Raw genomic sequence first — 14248 nt, 5'->3', positions numbered from 1 at the left:
TTTCCGGCTTCCCTCGCTATACGCTGCAGTTCGACGGCGATTCGCGGAGTGCGAACGCTTTCAGCCCGAATCGGAAAGAGGGGCAGTTTTCCAGAAGAAGGATCCTCCATGGTTGGTTATGTCTTGGAACAGGGAAAGTGGGGCTCGGGCTTCCTCGGCCAGAGCGGCGGCACGGTGCAATGGAGCTTTGCGCTGTCCAGCCGCCCGGATGGCTACCAGTTCGACGCGGCGATCACCGATTCGGCCTATCAGGGCCTGATCCGCGCCGCGCTCGCCGCCTGGCAGGCGGTCGCCAATATCAGCTTCGTGGAAATCGCCGACAGCGCCCAGGCGCAATTGCGGTTCGGCTGGGACGCGATCGATGGCGCCTTCGGCACGGTCGGGGAGGCGCAATATTCGGGGGCGACCAGCAGGAATGCGCCGTATTTTTCGATCACCGAGGCGGAGGTGCGGTTCGACACGGCGGAAAGCTGGACGACGGACAGCAATTATTCCGCCAACGACAAGACCAATTTCTTTGCCGTCGCGCTGCATGAGATCGGCCATGCGATCGGCCTCGATCATACCGACGATACGGCCACGATCATGTATCCGATGGTCACCAGCCTCCACAGCCTGGGAAGCGGCGATATCGCCGGCGTCCAGGCGCTCTATGGCGCCAAGGCGGGGGCGACGCCGACGGTGGGCACCGCCGGCAACGACGTGTTCACCGCCACGGCCGGCAACGACACGTTCGATGGCGGCGCCGGGCTCGACACCGTGGTGATGAACGGCGCGCGCGCCAACTTCGGCGTCAAGATCGCCGCCCCGGCAAACGTGACCGTCACCGGCGCTGGCACCGACAATTTCCTCAACATCGAGCGGCTGCAATTCAGCGACGGCACGCTGGCGCTCGATACAAGCGGCAATGCCGGCCAGGCCTATCGCATCTATCAGGCTGCCTTCGACCGCACGCCGGATGCGGGCGGCCTGTCCTTCTGGATCAAGTCGATGGACGGTGGGCGCAGCCTGAATGATGTTGCGACCGGCTTCGTCAACTCCGCCGAATTCGCCTCGGTCTACGGAAGCACGCCGTCGAACAGCCAGTTTGTCGACAAGCTCTATCACAACGTGCTGGGACGTGACGGCGAGACCGGCGGCATCGCCTATTGGAACGGCCGCCTCGATAGCGGCGTCTCGAAGGCAGAGGTTCTCGCCGGCTTCTCGGAAAGCGCCGAGAACGTCACCGGCGTCAGCGCGAAGGTTGCCGACGGCATCTGGTTCGTGTGAGAGAACGGAATCACCGCAGGTCAGCCATGGCCGCCCTCGAAGGGCGGCCATGGCTGTTTCAGACTCAGGTATACCAGATGCCGTCCGAGATCGACGGTGCGACCCCGGCGACGTTCTCGGCGCTTTCGGAGAAGCTCGCCAGCACCCAGCCGCGGGTATGGCCATAGGAAAGCTGGTCGGCCCAGTAATTGACACCGCTCTGCTCGCCGGTGCGGCCGAGCACGTTGTAATAAAGCTCCTGCACGAACTCGCTGTTGCTGAGATTCGGGCCGTACATTTTCCGGAATTCGCTCGAATTGACGAAATCGGCGCCGACATCGACGAGGTTAGCGCCATTGTCGAGGGTGCGAACCCAGTAACCGAGGCCGCTGGCATCGGGCTTACGGTCGAAAGCGGCCTGGTAGATGCGATAGCCCTGGCCGGCCGCACCATCCGTGTCGAAGGCCAGCGTGCCATCGGAAAAATTCAGCCGCTCGATGGAAAACAGCTTGTCGTGCCCGTCATTGATGTAATTGCCGTAGTCACGAACGTCCTGCTCGGACTTGGAGTAGACCGTGACGGTGTAATCCTGGCCCTTGCCGCTGAAATAGACGGTGTCCACGCCGGGACCGCCGTAAAACGTCTCATCGCGCGGTGTCGAATAAAATTTCATTCAGGTAATCCTCGTTCGTGGCCCGTGGTTGTTGCGAAGGCAATCCCGCCCGATCGGCATCGGTGGCCGGGATTGCGTGGAAAACAAGAAGATAGGGCGATCCGCATCCGGTCAAGGTCACGCCGCGCCCCGGAACGGTCCTGAACCCCCGCCCCTGCCGAAGGGCACCGGTTTCACGTCCCGTTTCACCATAGATGATAGAGTAATTATGGCGCGGCTTTGGCAGAGCGATAACCTTTCGATTGCACCCGCTGGAAGTTTCCCGCTGATCGGACACGGCCCGGCAGCGCCCGTTTCCAGCCTGAGGCTTCACATGTCGACGCAAAATCGAATCGACAAGATGGAAGCGCAGAGCAGCAATACGGCCGCAAGTCGCCAAGCAGGCCCATGGCCGAATCACGGATGACATGAGCCTGCCGTGCGGCTTCACATGCCCGTCGCGAAAAGCGGGGTACGCAAATGGGGTACGAGAGGAGCGATGCCGATTTGATATCTAGTTGTTTTTAAAGGGGAATTTTCATTGACAAAGTGATTGGTGGAGCTAAGCGGGATCGAACCGCTGACCTCTTGCATGCCATGCAAGCGCTCTCCCAGCTGAGCTATAGCCCCATCAGAGGGTACCGGGCGAACCGGTTTTCCGGGAACCGTGTCGGCGTCTCGCCGTCGGTTGGCGGGTTATTACTTTGCCGTTCCGGGCTTGGCAAGCGAAAAAAACAAACCCGGCGATTTTTTTTGAATCGCCGGGTTTTGCAAGGGGTTAGCCGGATGCTCAGACTTCGTCGTCGTCACCGGTCACGCCGATGATGCCGGAGACGTCGTCGTCGTCCTCGTCTTCGTCGGCTTCCAGGAAGGTGTCGTCATCGTCGTCGCCGATATCCACGTCGTCGTCGCCGATATCGGGGATGTCGTCGCCGCTGGCGCCGTCTTCGGCATCCTCAAGCGAAACCAGTTCGACTTCGGTGCTCTCGGTATCGACTTCCGCGACCTCGTCCTCCTCCTGTGCCTTCTCCATGACGGCGGCGGCCGAGCTTTCCTCGAAATAGGAGAGCGGCCAGGATTTGCCGGTATAGGGGGAGACGACCGGATCCCGGTTCAGGTCGTAGAATTTCTTGCCGGTATCCGGATCGGTGCGCTTGGTTCCAAGTTCCGCTTTTGCCACTGTGAAGCCTCGTTAAACAGCCGGAGCGATGCCGGCAGAGCCGTGAAAACCGGCCTTTTTCATGGGAGAACAAGGCCGGTCCCTTAATCTGTGCGCCGGTCCATGTCAAATAACATGTAAAAACCGCCGGTTTTCGCACGTCTCACGCGCCGAATTTCTGGCGCTTGAGGCGTGACCGCGTGTCCGCTTTATGGTAACGACCCGCAAAACCGCCAGACTGATCCGCATGGTGCCCGCACCCGTGGCAGTTTGCGAAAGACTCCTGCCTATTGCAAAGGATTTTTCCAATGTCGCCCGTTTCCAGGACACATGGGGCAGCCGCCAAACCCGCCATCGCCCGCCGGTCGTCGAACCTGTCCGGCACCGCCCGCATCCCCGGCGACAAGTCGATTTCCCACCGCTCCTTCATGTTCGGCGGCCTGGCATCCGGCGAGACCCGCATCACCGGCCTTCTCGAAGGCGAGGACGTCATCAACACCGGCAAGGCCATGCAGGCCATGGGCGCGAAGATCCGGAAAGACGGCGACGTCTGGATCATCCAAGGCACCGGCAATGGCGCATTGCTGGCGCCTGAGGCGCCGCTCGATTTCGGCAATGCCGGAACGGGATGCCGCCTGACCATGGGGCTGGTCGGCGTCTATGATTTCGATTCGACCTTTATCGGCGACGCCTCGCTCACCAAGCGTCCGATGGGCCGCGTGCTCGATCCGCTGCGCCAGATGGGCGTGCAGGTGAAGGCGGAAGCAGGTGATCGCCTTCCGGTGACGCTGCACGGGCCGCTGACGCCGGCGCCGATCACCTATCGCGTGCCGATGGCCTCGGCCCAGGTGAAATCCGCAGTCCTGCTCGCCGGCCTCAACACACCCGGCATTACTACCGTCATCGAGCCGGTCATGACCCGCGACCACACCGAAAAGATGCTGCAGGGTTTTGGCGCCGACCTCACTGTCGAGACCGATGCGGACGGCGTGCGCACCATCCGCCTCGCGGGTCGCGGCAAGCTCACCGGCCAGACCATCGATGTGCCGGGCGATCCCTCCTCCACCGCCTTCCCGCTGGTGGCGGCGCTGCTGGTGCCCGGTTCGGATATCACCATCGTCAACGTGCTGATGAACCCGACGCGCACCGGCCTGATCCTGACGCTGCAGGACATGGGCGCCGATATCGAGGTGCTCAATCCGCGCAATGCCGGTGGTGAGGATGTCGCGGATTTACGTGTGCGCCATTCTGAGCTGAAGGGCGTCACTGTGCCGGAAGACCGCGCGCCGTCGATGATCGACGAATATCCGGTCCTTGCCGTCGCCGCCGCCTTCGCCAAGGGCGAGACGGTCATGAACGGGCTGGAGGAACTGCGCGTCAAGGAATCGGATCGCCTGTCGGCGGTTGCCAACGGCCTGAAGCTCAACGGCGTCGATTGCGACGAAGGCGAAAGCTCGCTCGTCGTGCGCGGCCGCCCGGATGGCAAGGGGCTCGGCAATGCGGCCGGCGAAGCCGTCGCCACCCATCTCGACCACCGCATCGCCATGAGTTTCCTCATCATGGGCCTGGCCAGCGAGCATCCGGTGACGGTGGACGACGCCACGATGATCGCCACCTCCTTCCCGGAATTCATGGATCTGATGACGCGCCTCGGCGCGAAGATTGAGATCGAGGAAGGCGCGGCCGCGTGAGCACCGTCATCGCCATCGACGGTCCTGCCGCCGCCGGCAAGGGCACCTTGTCGCGGAAGATCGCCGAAACCTACGGCTTTCACCATCTCGACACGGGCCTCACCTACCGCGCGACGGCCAAGGCACTTCTCGATGCCGGGCTGCCGCTCGACGACGAGGCGGTGGCGGAAAAGGTAGCGCGCGAGGTCGATCTCGGCGGGCTCGACCGGGACGTGCTGTCGCGTCACGAGATCGGCGAGGCGGCGTCGAAGATCGCGGTGATGTCGCCGGTGCGCAAGGCGCTGGTGGAGGCGCAGCGCGCCTTTTCGCAGCGTTCCCCCGGCACGGTGCTCGACGGGCGCGACATCGGCACGGTGGTCTGCCCGGATGCGCTGGTGAAGCTTTATGTCACGGCCTCGCCCGAGGTGCGGGCCAGGCGTCGTTACGACGAGGTCGTCGGCAGGGGCGGTTCGGCGGATTACGCGGCGATTTTTCAGGATGTGAAGGCGCGCGACGCGCGCGACATGGGCCGCGCCGACAGTCCCTTGCGCCCCGCTGATGACGCGCACTTGCTTGATACGTCCGAAATGAGTATAGAGGCCGCGTTTCAGGCCGCGAAATCGATCATCGACGCCGCCCTGAGTCGAAATGCCTCGAAATAACCGGGTTTGCGTGATTTCACGCGCCCGATCGATTTTATGCAAGCCTGAAATTCCGTCCACGCGCCGGAAGCTCCTCAAAAGGGGCGGACTGGATTCAGGTCATGTCCAACACCAGCCACCGGCGCGCCCGTGTCCGAACCGGACACACCAGGAGATTCCATGTCTGTTTCTAACCCCACCCGTGATGATTTCGCAGCCCTGCTCGAAGAATCCTTTGCCAAGAACGATCTGGCCGAAGGCTATGTAACGAAGGGCATCATCACGGCCATCGAGAAGGACGTCGCCATCGTCGACGTCGGCCTCAAGGTCGAAGGCCGCATCGCGCTGAAGGAATTCGGCGCCAAGGCCAAGGACGGCACGCTGAAGGTCGGCGACGAAGTCGAAGTCTATGTCGAGCGCATCGAAAACGCCCTCGGTGAAGCTGTTCTGTCGCGCGACAAGGCCCGCCGCGAAGAGAGCTGGACCCGCCTCGAAGTCAAGTTCGAAGCCGGCGAGCGCGTCGAAGGCGTCATCTTCAACCAGGTCAAGGGTGGCTTCACCGTCGATCTCGACGGCGCTGTCGCCTTCCTGCCGCGTTCGCAGGTCGACATCCGTCCGATCCGCGACGTGACCCCGCTGATGCACATTCCGCAGCCCTTCGAAATCCTCAAGATGGACAAGCGTCGCGGCAACATCGTCGTTTCGCGCCGCACGGTTCTGGAAGAGTCCCGCGCCGAGCAGCGTTCTGAAATCGTTCAGAACCTCGAAGAAGGCCAGGTCGTTGACGGCGTCGTCAAGAACATCACCGATTACGGTGCGTTCGTCGACCTCGGCGGCATCGATGGCCTGCTGCACGTGACCGACATGGCATGGCGCCGCGTCAACCATCCGTCGGAGATCCTGAACATCGGCCAGTCGGTCAAGGTTCAGATCATCCGCATCAACCAGGAAACCCACCGCATCTCGCTCGGCATGAAGCAGCTCGAGTCCGATCCGTGGGATGGCATCCAGGCCAAGTATCCGGAAGGCAAGAAGATCTCCGGCACCGTCACGAACATCACCGACTACGGTGCGTTCGTCGAGCTGGAGCCGGGCATCGAAGGCCTGATCCACATCTCCGAAATGTCCTGGACCAAGAAGAACGTCCATCCCGGCAAGATCCTGTCCACCAGCCAGGAAGTCGATGTCGTCGTTCTCGAAGTCGATCCGACCAAGCGCCGCATCTCGCTCGGCCTCAAGCAGACGCTCGAGAACCCGTGGCAGGCCTTCGCGCACAGCCATCCGGCCGGTACGGAAGTCGAAGGCGAAGTCAAGAACAAGACCGAATTCGGCCTGTTCATCGGCCTCGACGGCGACGTGGACGGCATGGTTCACCTCTCCGACCTCGACTGGAACCGTCCGGGCGAGCAGGTCATCGAAGAGTTCAACAAGGGTGATGTCGTCAAGGCCGTCGTTCTCGACGTCGATGTCGACAAGGAGCGCATCTCGCTCGGCATCAAGCAGCTCGGCAAGGATGCCGTCGGCGAAGCCGCCGCATCCGGCGAACTGCGCAAGAACGCCGTCGTCTCGGCCGAAGTCATCGCCGTCAACGACGGTGGCATCGAGGTTCGTCTCGTCAACCACGAAGACATCACCTCGTTCATCCGCCGCGCAGACCTGTCGCGCGACCGTGACGAACAGCGTCCGGAGCGTTTCTCGGTCGGCCAGACGGTCGATGCCCGCGTGACCAACTTCTCCAAGAAAGACCGCAAGATCATGCTGTCGATCAAGGCGCTGGAAATCGCCGAAGAGAAGGAAGCCGTTGCCCAGTTCGGTTCGTCCGACTCGGGTGCTTCGCTCGGCGACATCCTCGGCGCGGCTCTGAAGAACCGCAACGCCGAATAATCTTTCGACGGATCGCCGGGGCTTTCTCCGGCGATCCGCAAGATTTCAGATTAAAAAACCCGCCGCGAGACATCGCGGCGGGTTTTTTGTTGAACGGATTCTGGCCGCTCAGGCCCAGCCTGCCATGCGCTGGTAAAGCCCGTAGGCCCGTTCGCTTTGATCGCCGTCATCCTCGGCGGCAAATTCGGCGAAGGAGGGGCGGGGGCGCTCCTTGTCGTCCTCGTCGTCGCCGTCCTGATCGGCGGCGGCATCGTCGCCCTCGGCTTCGTCCTCATGAAAACGGCGTTCCTCGGCTTCCTTCTCGTCCTCATAGGAGAGGACGTCGGCCAGCGGCGAGAAGGGAGCGATGGCGAACAACGGGGTTTCGCGCCCGGTCGGCTGCAACTGCGCCAGCACCTGGCGCTCGACCGCGACCGGCACGACCTTGGCGGCGGCCGATTCGGCGGGCGGTTTTTCCGGTGCAGGCGGCAGGCGCGCAGGTGCGGCGTCTTCGGTGGCCTCGCTGCTCAGGCCGGCGGCGCTGCGCGGATCGTAGATCGGATCGGCATCGTCCAGCATCGGCTCCGGCAGGTCGATCGCCGGCTCCGCGTCGACGGCTTGCGCCGTCGCCATCTCCTCGATTTCCGTGCCGGCGGCGATCATCGCCTGCGCTTCCTCGCCGTCCTCAGCGATGATGTCGTAGGCCGTCGTCAGATCGCGGGCATCGAAATCCGCCTCGGTCCAGCCCTTCAGGGCGAGGAGCGTCGGCTGGTAGTCCTCGTGTTCATGGCCGGCTGGCCGCGCGAGCAGGGCCGTGGCGCGCGGCGAAAGGATGGCGGCATCGCGTCCGTGTTCGCCCGCCTGCGGCGCATCCGCGACATCGTCATGCGTCGCCATGGTCTCGGCCGGGCGGGGCGGCAGCGCCTCGCGCATCCCGGCGCGAGGCAGGGGGGGTGATTCGGCGGCCGGCGGCGCTTCGGCCGGCGTTTGCAACTGGAAGCGGGGGTCGAGGTCGAATTCGACGGGTTCCTCGATCAGGGCTTCGATACCGCCGGCAATCTCGGCGGCCACGCGCTCTTCGGCGGTGGCGAGAAGCGCGGCGGTCGCCCTGGCCTCGATGGTCGAATCGCCGCTTTCGCCGCCTTCGAAGGCGCGGCGCAGCAGTGCCTGCAGGCTGCGGGCGTCGATGCCGTTGTCGGGTTCGAGTGCGGAAAATTCCGGTGTCGAAACGACGTTCTCCGGTGTCTCGGCGCCGCTGGAAGGCGCCTGGGCCTCAGCGATCTCGGCGCCGTCGGCCGTCATCGGCGCTGGCGCCGCGGCGGTTTGCGGCGTTGTCAGGACCGCTTGCGACTTGCCGGCGGCCTGGGCGGCCGGTGTTCCGGCGGTTTCGCCATGAGAAGGTGCTGCGGCAGGGATGTGTTCGGCCGATCCGGCGTCCGGGCCGCCATTCTGGCGGTAGGAGGTGACCACCGAGCGGGCGACGGGATCGCGGTCCTTGTAGCGGGCCGTTTCCAGATAGGCGACGATGCGCGCCGCCTGCGGCCCGGTCGGGTTGCCGAAAGCCTCGAACAGAAAGCGCAGCTTCAGCCCCTGCACGATGAGATTGAGCTGGCGCTCGACATCGGTGCGCTGGCGCGGCGTCATTTTCGCCAGAGCCTCGGCCAGGCGGACGACGTAGTCGCCATTGCCCTCGTTTTCCCGGCGCGGCAGATCGATGGCGCGCCCGACGGCATCGGCGAGCATGGCGAGATGATCGGCGATGCGCTCGCGCCCGGCGAGCAGCAGCACGTTGAGCTTGCCGGCGGAGCTGGAATTGGAATCCCCCTTCCAGTCGGCGAAATGCACCTTGTAGGCGGCTTCCGCCACCGAAGGGCCGGAGCCGTTCAGTGGCGATTGATTCTGGTATGACGACGTCGATCCCGACGACGAGCGAAGCGGAGGCAGCATCAGCGAACCCCTTTGATGTCTGGCGGATGGCGGTTGAAACAGGTCCAACAGAGGGCCGCTCATGCGGCCCGTCGCATTCCGTCGCAGGGACCGCGCCATTTTCGGCCCTCGGTCCCATCCTGCGCATGCCGATTGCGGCATGCCTGAGCTTGCGTGGCGCCTCATGGCACCGATGAATGCTTCAATTAACGATTAATTTAACATTCGTTGGTTAATAAAATACTAACCGTCGGGGGGAGGTCGGGCGGTTGCCCGGTGCGCAAAGCCTCCCGATTGAAAACCGGGATATCGTCCAATGCCTCACAGCAATCCGATCCTCAACGTCGACAGCTACAAGCTCAGCCATTTTCTGCAATATCCGCCGGGGGTGCGGTCGATCTCGGCCTATGTCGAGGCGCGTGGCATGTCGCAGCGCCCGGAAGTGGTGTTCTTCGGCCTGCAGATGTTTCTGAAGGATTACCTCGCCCGCGCGGTGACCAAGGCGGATATCATGGAGGCGGCCGAAGTCTCCGCCCTGCATGGCGTGCCGTTCAACCGGCAGGGCTGGCTCGATATCGTCGATCGCCATGGCGGTTTTCTGCCGCTGCGCATCGAGGCGTTGCCGGAGGGGCAGGTGGTGCGTCGCGGCGTGCCATTGATCCAGGTGGTCAACACCGATCCGGATTTCGCCTGGCTGACGACCTATGTGGAAACCGCGCTGCTGCGCGCCGTGTGGTATCCGGCGACGGTGGCGAGCCATGCGCGGCGGCTCAGCGACATGCTGCTGCAGGCGCTGGAAAAAACCTGCGATGCGCCCGCAGAGGTGTTGCCAACGCGGCTGCATGATTTTGGCGCCCGCGCGGCGACGTCCGCCGAGCAGGCCGGGCTCGGCGGCGCTGCGCATCTTCTCTATTTCTCGCTGACCGACACGCTCTCCGGCATCCTGCACGCCCGCCGCTTCTACGGCGCGCCGATGGCCGGCACCTCCTATCCCGGCGCCGAGCATTCCACCGTCACCGCCTGGGGACCGCAGCGCGAGACCCAGGCCTATGAGCACATGCTCGACGCCTTCGGCGACGAGACCTTTTCGGTGGTCTCCGACAGCTATGATATCGCCAACGCGGTCAGCGAAATCTGGGGCAAGGCGCTGAAGGACCGGGTGCAGGGCTTGTCCGGCCGGCTCATCGTCCGCCCCGACAGCGGCGATCCCGTGGATACGCCGATGCAGGCCGTCAACCAGCTTGCCTATGCCTTCGGCACGCGGTTGAACGGCAAGGGCTACAAGGTGATCGATGCGCCGGTCGAGGTGTTGCAAGGCGACGGCGCCTCGGGCCAGGACATCGCGATGATCCTCGGCCGCCTCGAAGGCATGGGCTTTTCCGCCGAGAATATCCGCTTCGGCATGGGCTCTGGCCTCCTTCAGAAGGTGACGCGCGACAGCTATTCCTTCACCATGAAGGCCAATGCCTGCGAGGATGCGGACGGCGTCTGGCACGGCATTGCCAAGCGCCCGGCGACCATGCGCGAAAAGGCCTCCCGCAACGGCCGCGTCGCTGTGGTCGAGCAGTTCGGCGAACTCGTCGGCGTCAGCCTGGAGGAAGTGGGCGGCCGCCACAACCATCTCGCTCCCGTCTGGGAAAACGGCAAGCTGCTGCGCGACTGGAGTTTCGACGAGGTGAAAGCCCGCGCGCAAGGGGCGGGCCTGTAAAAAGGCAGGCGCTGCCTCGCTTTGGCGTGGAAGCAGCGCCCTTTGATGAAACCCCGCCGCTTACGGCGACAGGTTGCGAAACAGGCGATAAAGGCCGGTTTCGTCGGAATTGACGGCGGTCACATAGCCGGTTTCGGCAGTGTGATCGTCCATGTTCTCGCGCTGGAAGGCGTCGAGCCAATTGCCTTTCACGCTCTTGGCGGGCTGGCGGTTGCCGCCGGCGGCCATGGCCTGAAGTTCCATGCCGAACCCGTCGTCTTCGGCGGAAAAGGCGTCATCGAAATCATCCGGCAAGCTGCCGGCATCCGCATTCAGGAAATCCAGTGCCGAGGCCGGAAGACCGGATTCGACGCCGTCCTGCGGGAATACATTTCCCATTCCAACTCCTACCCAGATACGCTTTACGCTACGCGGGACCGGAAGAGCGAGGCGATGCGGAATGCCTTTCGTCCGGGCCGGCGCCATTTCATGCCAGATTGGTTAACGGATCCATAAGTCCGCCCCCTGGAAAATCATGCCGATTTCTTGTCCTTGCCGATCAGGCGATAGAGACCGATATCATCGACATTCACCTGCAGAATGTCGTTTCTGGCCTGCTGCTGCGCCTCGGCTGCGGCTTCCGGCGAATGGTTTTCGACGAGATAGATCTGTTCTTCGCGGCTCATCACAGTTGGGTCGCCGTCATCCACCGGACTTTCCGACTTGGTGGCGGTGGCGGATTTTGCCGCCGCGGCGGTCTGCGAGGCCTCGGCGCTGGCAGCCAGAACCTGGATGACCTCGGTCGCCTCGATACCGCCGCTGCCGGGTGCGCCCTCGCCGTTTTTGGCGGGATCGCCGTCACCGCGGATCTGCTCGCCGATGGCGTCCTGGCGTTTCTTGACGTCCTCGACCTTCTCCTGGCTCTCGCGAACCTGAATGTCCTTCTCGCGCTCGGCGCGGGTCTCGGCATCCTCGACCCGGGTCGGATCGTCCCGGCTACGCTCGGCCTTCAGCTCGGATGACGTCTTCGGGTCGGCAATGTCCTCGAGTCGCTGGATGACCTTGGCGACGTCCTTGGTCAGCGTCCGCTCGTCGCTGGCCTGCGCGTCGAGCGCGGCCTGGACCTTGCGCGCCGTGTCGCCCCAGGGGCGGCGGATCGCCTCGATCAGTTCCTCGGCGGTGAGGCCGAGCTTGCGCAGGCCGGATTTCTCCTCGACCTCCTCGACCGTCTTCGGCAGCTTTCCGCGCGCATCCGTCAGCGCCTTTTCCATTTGGCCGGAAAAATCCCCGGATTCAGGATCGACGCCGGCATCGAGCCCGATGCGGGCGGCCAGCCGCGCCTTCGGATCATCCTTGTCCGAGGTCTCGCCCTTCATGATCGACTTCACCGAATCGGCGCTGGCGCCGAAGGTCTTCAGCGTCACGGGGATGGCTTGGCCGTCGGCATATTCGCGCGACACCAGCCGGGTGAAGGCGACGGCGGTCGCCAGCCGGTCGGCGAAATCGCCGGCCGATTCGTCGCTTCCTTGGGCGAGACCGAGCGCATCGGCAAAATTGGAAATCAGCGTCGCCATCGGATTTTCGTCGCGCTTGAGGGCGCCGAAGAAATGGGCGTTAATCTTGGCATTGGCGGCAGCGGCCGATTCGTCGGGGCGGATCTGCGCCTTGAGCGCTTCCTGCTGCTTGTCCTCGCGTTTGCCCTCGGCCTTCTTGCGCTCCTCCTGCTGTCGCTCCTCGATATCGCGCACGAAGCCGCGCATGAAGTCTGTCAGGTAGGTGCTGGCGGCTTGCTCCGTCGGCAAGAGCATGGGCGGACTCCCGGAAAAACGTTGCGATTTCCCGGAAATTTATGGCGAAACTGGTAAATTTGGCCTTAAGGTTGTGCCAGGGAAAGGCCGGACTAGCTGTGCGCGAAAATGTCGGTCTCGTCCCAGCCGAGCAGGTCGAGCTTGGCGCGGGTCGGCAGGAATTCGAAACAGCTTTCGGCAAGCTCCATGCGCCCGTCGCGTTTCAGCCGATCGATCAGCCGGTCACGCAGCGCATGCAGGTAGAGCACGTCGGAGGCCGCGTAGTCGAGCTGGGCCTGCGACAGGGTCTCAGTCGCCCAATCCGAGGATTGCTGCGCCTTGGAGATGTCGACTTCCAGCATTTCCTTGAGATTGTCCTTGAGGCCATGCCGGTCGGTATAGGTGCGCACCAGCCGCGAGGCGATCTTGGTGCAGAACACCGGCGTCGTCGTCACCCCGAAGGTGTGGAACAGCACGGCGATGTCGAAGCGGCCGTAATGGAAGATCTTCTGCTTGCTGGGATCGGCGATGAGGGCGGTGAGATTGGGCGCCTGCGTCTGGCCGGCGGCGATCCGGATGATGTCGGCCGAGCCGTCGCCGCAGGAAAGCTGCACCAGGCAGAGCCGGTCGCGGCGCGGCACCAGCCCCAGCGTTTCCGTATCGATGGCGACGGCTCCGGTATAGCGGGCGGCATCGGCATCGGCGATATCGCCGACATGGATACGGATGGTAGCGGCCATGATTTTCTCCGGGGCAGGCGTTCGAACTGTCTATAGAGCCTTTTCACCCCGAAGGAAACGCGAAGCGCCGTTCAGGCGTCGTCGCCGCGCGGCAGCGTATAGAGGGCGCGCGAGCGTTCCAGATGCTTGAGCATCGCCTGCTCGGCGCCGTCTGCGTCGCCGGCGGCAAGGCGGTCGACGATCTCCTCATGTTCGGCCAGCGTAAACCGCTCCTTTCCGGTCCAGATCAGCATGTCGGTATGGTATTCCTGCAGCCAGGCGAGCATGGATTCGCTGACCGCCGCGAAGATCGGATTGCCCGAGATCTCCGCAATTCGGGCGTGAAAAGCCATGTCGGCGGCGATGAAGGCTTCGGCATCGCCGAGCGAGGCGCGCTGGCGGTCGAGGATGGCGTGCAAGGCGGCGATATCCTCTGCGGAGGCTTTTTGCGCCGCCTCGCGGGCCATGCCGCGCTCGAAGAAGATGCGCGCGCTTTTCAGGTGCTCCAGCGTATCGGCCGATTTGGCGAGCATGATCTTTGCGGTCAGGTCCATCTGCCGGAACAGGGATTTGGCGGTCAGCTCCAGAACCTTGGCGCGCTCGCCATGCGAGATCGCCACCAGCCCCATGCGCTCCAGCGCCTGCATCGCCTCGCGGATCGCCGGGCGGCCGACCTTGAAGCGGTCCATCAGCTCGCGCTCGGAAGGCATGTCGTCGCCGGGCGTCAGCTCGCCTGAGGAGATCATGCGTTCGAGGCGGTCGAACACCTCGTCGGAGAGTTTGCGGCGGGGGATGGGTTCGGATCGCATGGGCAGAATTCCGGTGGGGCTGGTCTTATCGAATAGAGCATGTCGCGCAAAAGTGTGCAGCGGTTTTGCGAGAACGACATGCGAAAA

General features: G+C 63.6%; 12 protein-coding genes and 1 tRNA gene. 5 read left to right on the top strand and 8 right to left on the bottom strand.

Annotated elements, in window-relative coordinates:
* The first annotated feature begins 108 nt into the window (after positions 1-108).
* Positions 109-1269, top strand: coding sequence for a DUF4214 domain-containing protein (locus P7F60_RS04115; protein WP_277916411.1), 1161 nt, complete (start codon positions 109-111; stop codon positions 1267-1269).
* A 64-nt stretch (positions 1270-1333) separates the two neighbouring features.
* Here the strand turns inward: P7F60_RS04115 and P7F60_RS04110 are convergent, their stop codons facing one another.
* The 3 genes from P7F60_RS04110 to P7F60_RS04100 all read right to left on the bottom strand — a co-directional run bounded on the left by P7F60_RS04110 (position 1334) and on the right by P7F60_RS04100 (position 3080).
* On the bottom strand, positions 1334-1921 hold the full coding sequence (locus tag P7F60_RS04110; protein ID WP_277916410.1) for a DUF4214 domain-containing protein: 588 nt from the start codon (positions 1919-1921) through the stop codon (positions 1334-1336).
* 533 nt (positions 1922-2454) lie between these two features.
* A tRNA-Ala gene (locus P7F60_RS04105) sits at positions 2455-2530 on the bottom strand.
* Positions 2531-2690: 160 nt separating this feature from the next.
* Complete coding sequence (locus P7F60_RS04100; RefSeq protein WP_277916409.1) at positions 2691-3080, bottom strand: TIGR02300 family protein; 390 nt, start codon at positions 3078-3080, stop codon at positions 2691-2693.
* Positions 3081-3367: 287 nt separating this feature from the next.
* Between P7F60_RS04100 and aroA the strand changes: the two genes are divergently transcribed.
* The 3 genes from aroA (at position 3368) to rpsA (ending at position 7254) form a co-directional block, all read left to right on the top strand.
* Positions 3368-4750, top strand: coding sequence for a 3-phosphoshikimate 1-carboxyvinyltransferase (aroA, locus tag P7F60_RS04095; protein WP_277916408.1), 1383 nt, complete (start codon positions 3368-3370; stop codon positions 4748-4750).
* Positions 4747-5391 carry a (d)CMP kinase gene (gene cmk, locus P7F60_RS04090; protein ID WP_277916407.1) on the top strand — a complete coding sequence of 215 codons (645 nt, stop codon included), beginning with the start codon at positions 4747-4749 and terminating at the stop codon, positions 5389-5391. Before aroA ends, cmk begins: the two co-directional genes overlap by 4 nt.
* Positions 5392-5550: 159 nt before the next feature.
* Positions 5551-7254 (top strand): 30S ribosomal protein S1, encoded by a 1704-nt coding sequence (rpsA, locus tag P7F60_RS04085; protein WP_277916406.1) that lies wholly within the window; start codon positions 5551-5553, stop codon positions 7252-7254.
* Positions 7255-7362: 108 nt separating this feature from the next.
* On the opposite strand, the gene P7F60_RS04080 is transcribed toward rpsA, so the two are convergent.
* Positions 7363-9180, bottom strand: a complete 1818-nt coding sequence (locus tag P7F60_RS04080) for a hypothetical protein (protein WP_277916405.1) — start codon at positions 9178-9180, stop codon at positions 7363-7365.
* 295 nt (positions 9181-9475) lie between these two features.
* Between P7F60_RS04080 and P7F60_RS04075 the strand changes: the two genes are divergently transcribed.
* Entirely contained in the window at positions 9476-10867 is a 1392-nt protein-coding gene (locus tag P7F60_RS04075) for a nicotinate phosphoribosyltransferase (RefSeq protein WP_277916404.1), read from the top strand.
* Between the two features lie 60 nt (positions 10868-10927).
* Here the strand turns inward: P7F60_RS04075 and P7F60_RS04070 are convergent, their stop codons facing one another.
* The 4 genes from P7F60_RS04070 to P7F60_RS04055 all read right to left on the bottom strand — a co-directional run bounded on the left by P7F60_RS04070 (position 10928) and on the right by P7F60_RS04055 (position 14161).
* Positions 10928-11245: a hypothetical protein gene (locus P7F60_RS04070; RefSeq protein WP_277916403.1), complete on the bottom strand. Its 318-nt coding sequence runs from the start codon at positions 11243-11245 to the stop codon at positions 10928-10930.
* A gap of 134 nt (positions 11246-11379) precedes the next feature.
* Positions 11380-12654: a hypothetical protein gene (locus tag P7F60_RS04065; protein ID WP_277916402.1), complete on the bottom strand. Its 1275-nt coding sequence runs from the start codon at positions 12652-12654 to the stop codon at positions 11380-11382.
* Between the two features lie 92 nt (positions 12655-12746).
* Positions 12747-13373, bottom strand: coding sequence for a ribonuclease D (locus tag P7F60_RS04060; RefSeq protein ID WP_277916401.1), 627 nt, complete (start codon positions 13371-13373; stop codon positions 12747-12749).
* A 71-nt stretch (positions 13374-13444) separates the two neighbouring features.
* On the bottom strand, positions 13445-14161 hold the full coding sequence (locus P7F60_RS04055) for a transcriptional regulator NanR (RefSeq protein ID WP_277916400.1): 717 nt from the start codon (positions 14159-14161) through the stop codon (positions 13445-13447).
* Between the last annotated feature and the right edge of the window lie 87 nt (positions 14162-14248).

The sequence above is a fragment of the Rhizobium sp. YJ-22 genome (assembly GCF_029601685.1).
GTDB lineage: Bacteria > Pseudomonadota > Alphaproteobacteria > Rhizobiales > Rhizobiaceae > Metarhizobium.
This window is presented reverse-complemented; position numbering and strand designations above follow the sequence as displayed.

What these genes read in the sequence shown, in the direction of transcription:
- P7F60_RS04115 (WP_277916411.1), top strand. Translation starts at nt 109, where the DNA reads ATGGTTGGTTATGTCTTGGAACAGGGAAAGTGGGGCTCGGGCTTCCTC.
- P7F60_RS04060 (WP_277916401.1), bottom strand. Translation starts at nt 13,373, where the DNA reads ATGGCCGCTACCATCCGTATCCATGTCGGCGATATCGCCGATGCCGAT.
- P7F60_RS04110 (WP_277916410.1), bottom strand. Translation starts at nt 1,921, where the DNA reads ATGAAATTTTATTCGACACCGCGCGATGAGACGTTTTACGGCGGTCCC.
- aroA (WP_277916408.1), top strand. Translation starts at nt 3,368, where the DNA reads ATGTCGCCCGTTTCCAGGACACATGGGGCAGCCGCCAAACCCGCCATC.
- P7F60_RS04080 (WP_277916405.1), bottom strand. Translation starts at nt 9,180, where the DNA reads ATGCTGCCTCCGCTTCGCTCGTCGTCGGGATCGACGTCGTCATACCAG.
- P7F60_RS04065 (WP_277916402.1), bottom strand. Translation starts at nt 12,654, where the DNA reads ATGCTCTTGCCGACGGAGCAAGCCGCCAGCACCTACCTGACAGACTTC.
- rpsA (WP_277916406.1), top strand. Translation starts at nt 5,551, where the DNA reads ATGTCTGTTTCTAACCCCACCCGTGATGATTTCGCAGCCCTGCTCGAA.
- P7F60_RS04075 (WP_277916404.1), top strand. Translation starts at nt 9,476, where the DNA reads ATGCCTCACAGCAATCCGATCCTCAACGTCGACAGCTACAAGCTCAGC.
- P7F60_RS04055 (WP_277916400.1), bottom strand. Translation starts at nt 14,161, where the DNA reads ATGCGATCCGAACCCATCCCCCGCCGCAAACTCTCCGACGAGGTGTTC.
- P7F60_RS04070 (WP_277916403.1), bottom strand. Translation starts at nt 11,245, where the DNA reads ATGGGAAATGTATTCCCGCAGGACGGCGTCGAATCCGGTCTTCCGGCC.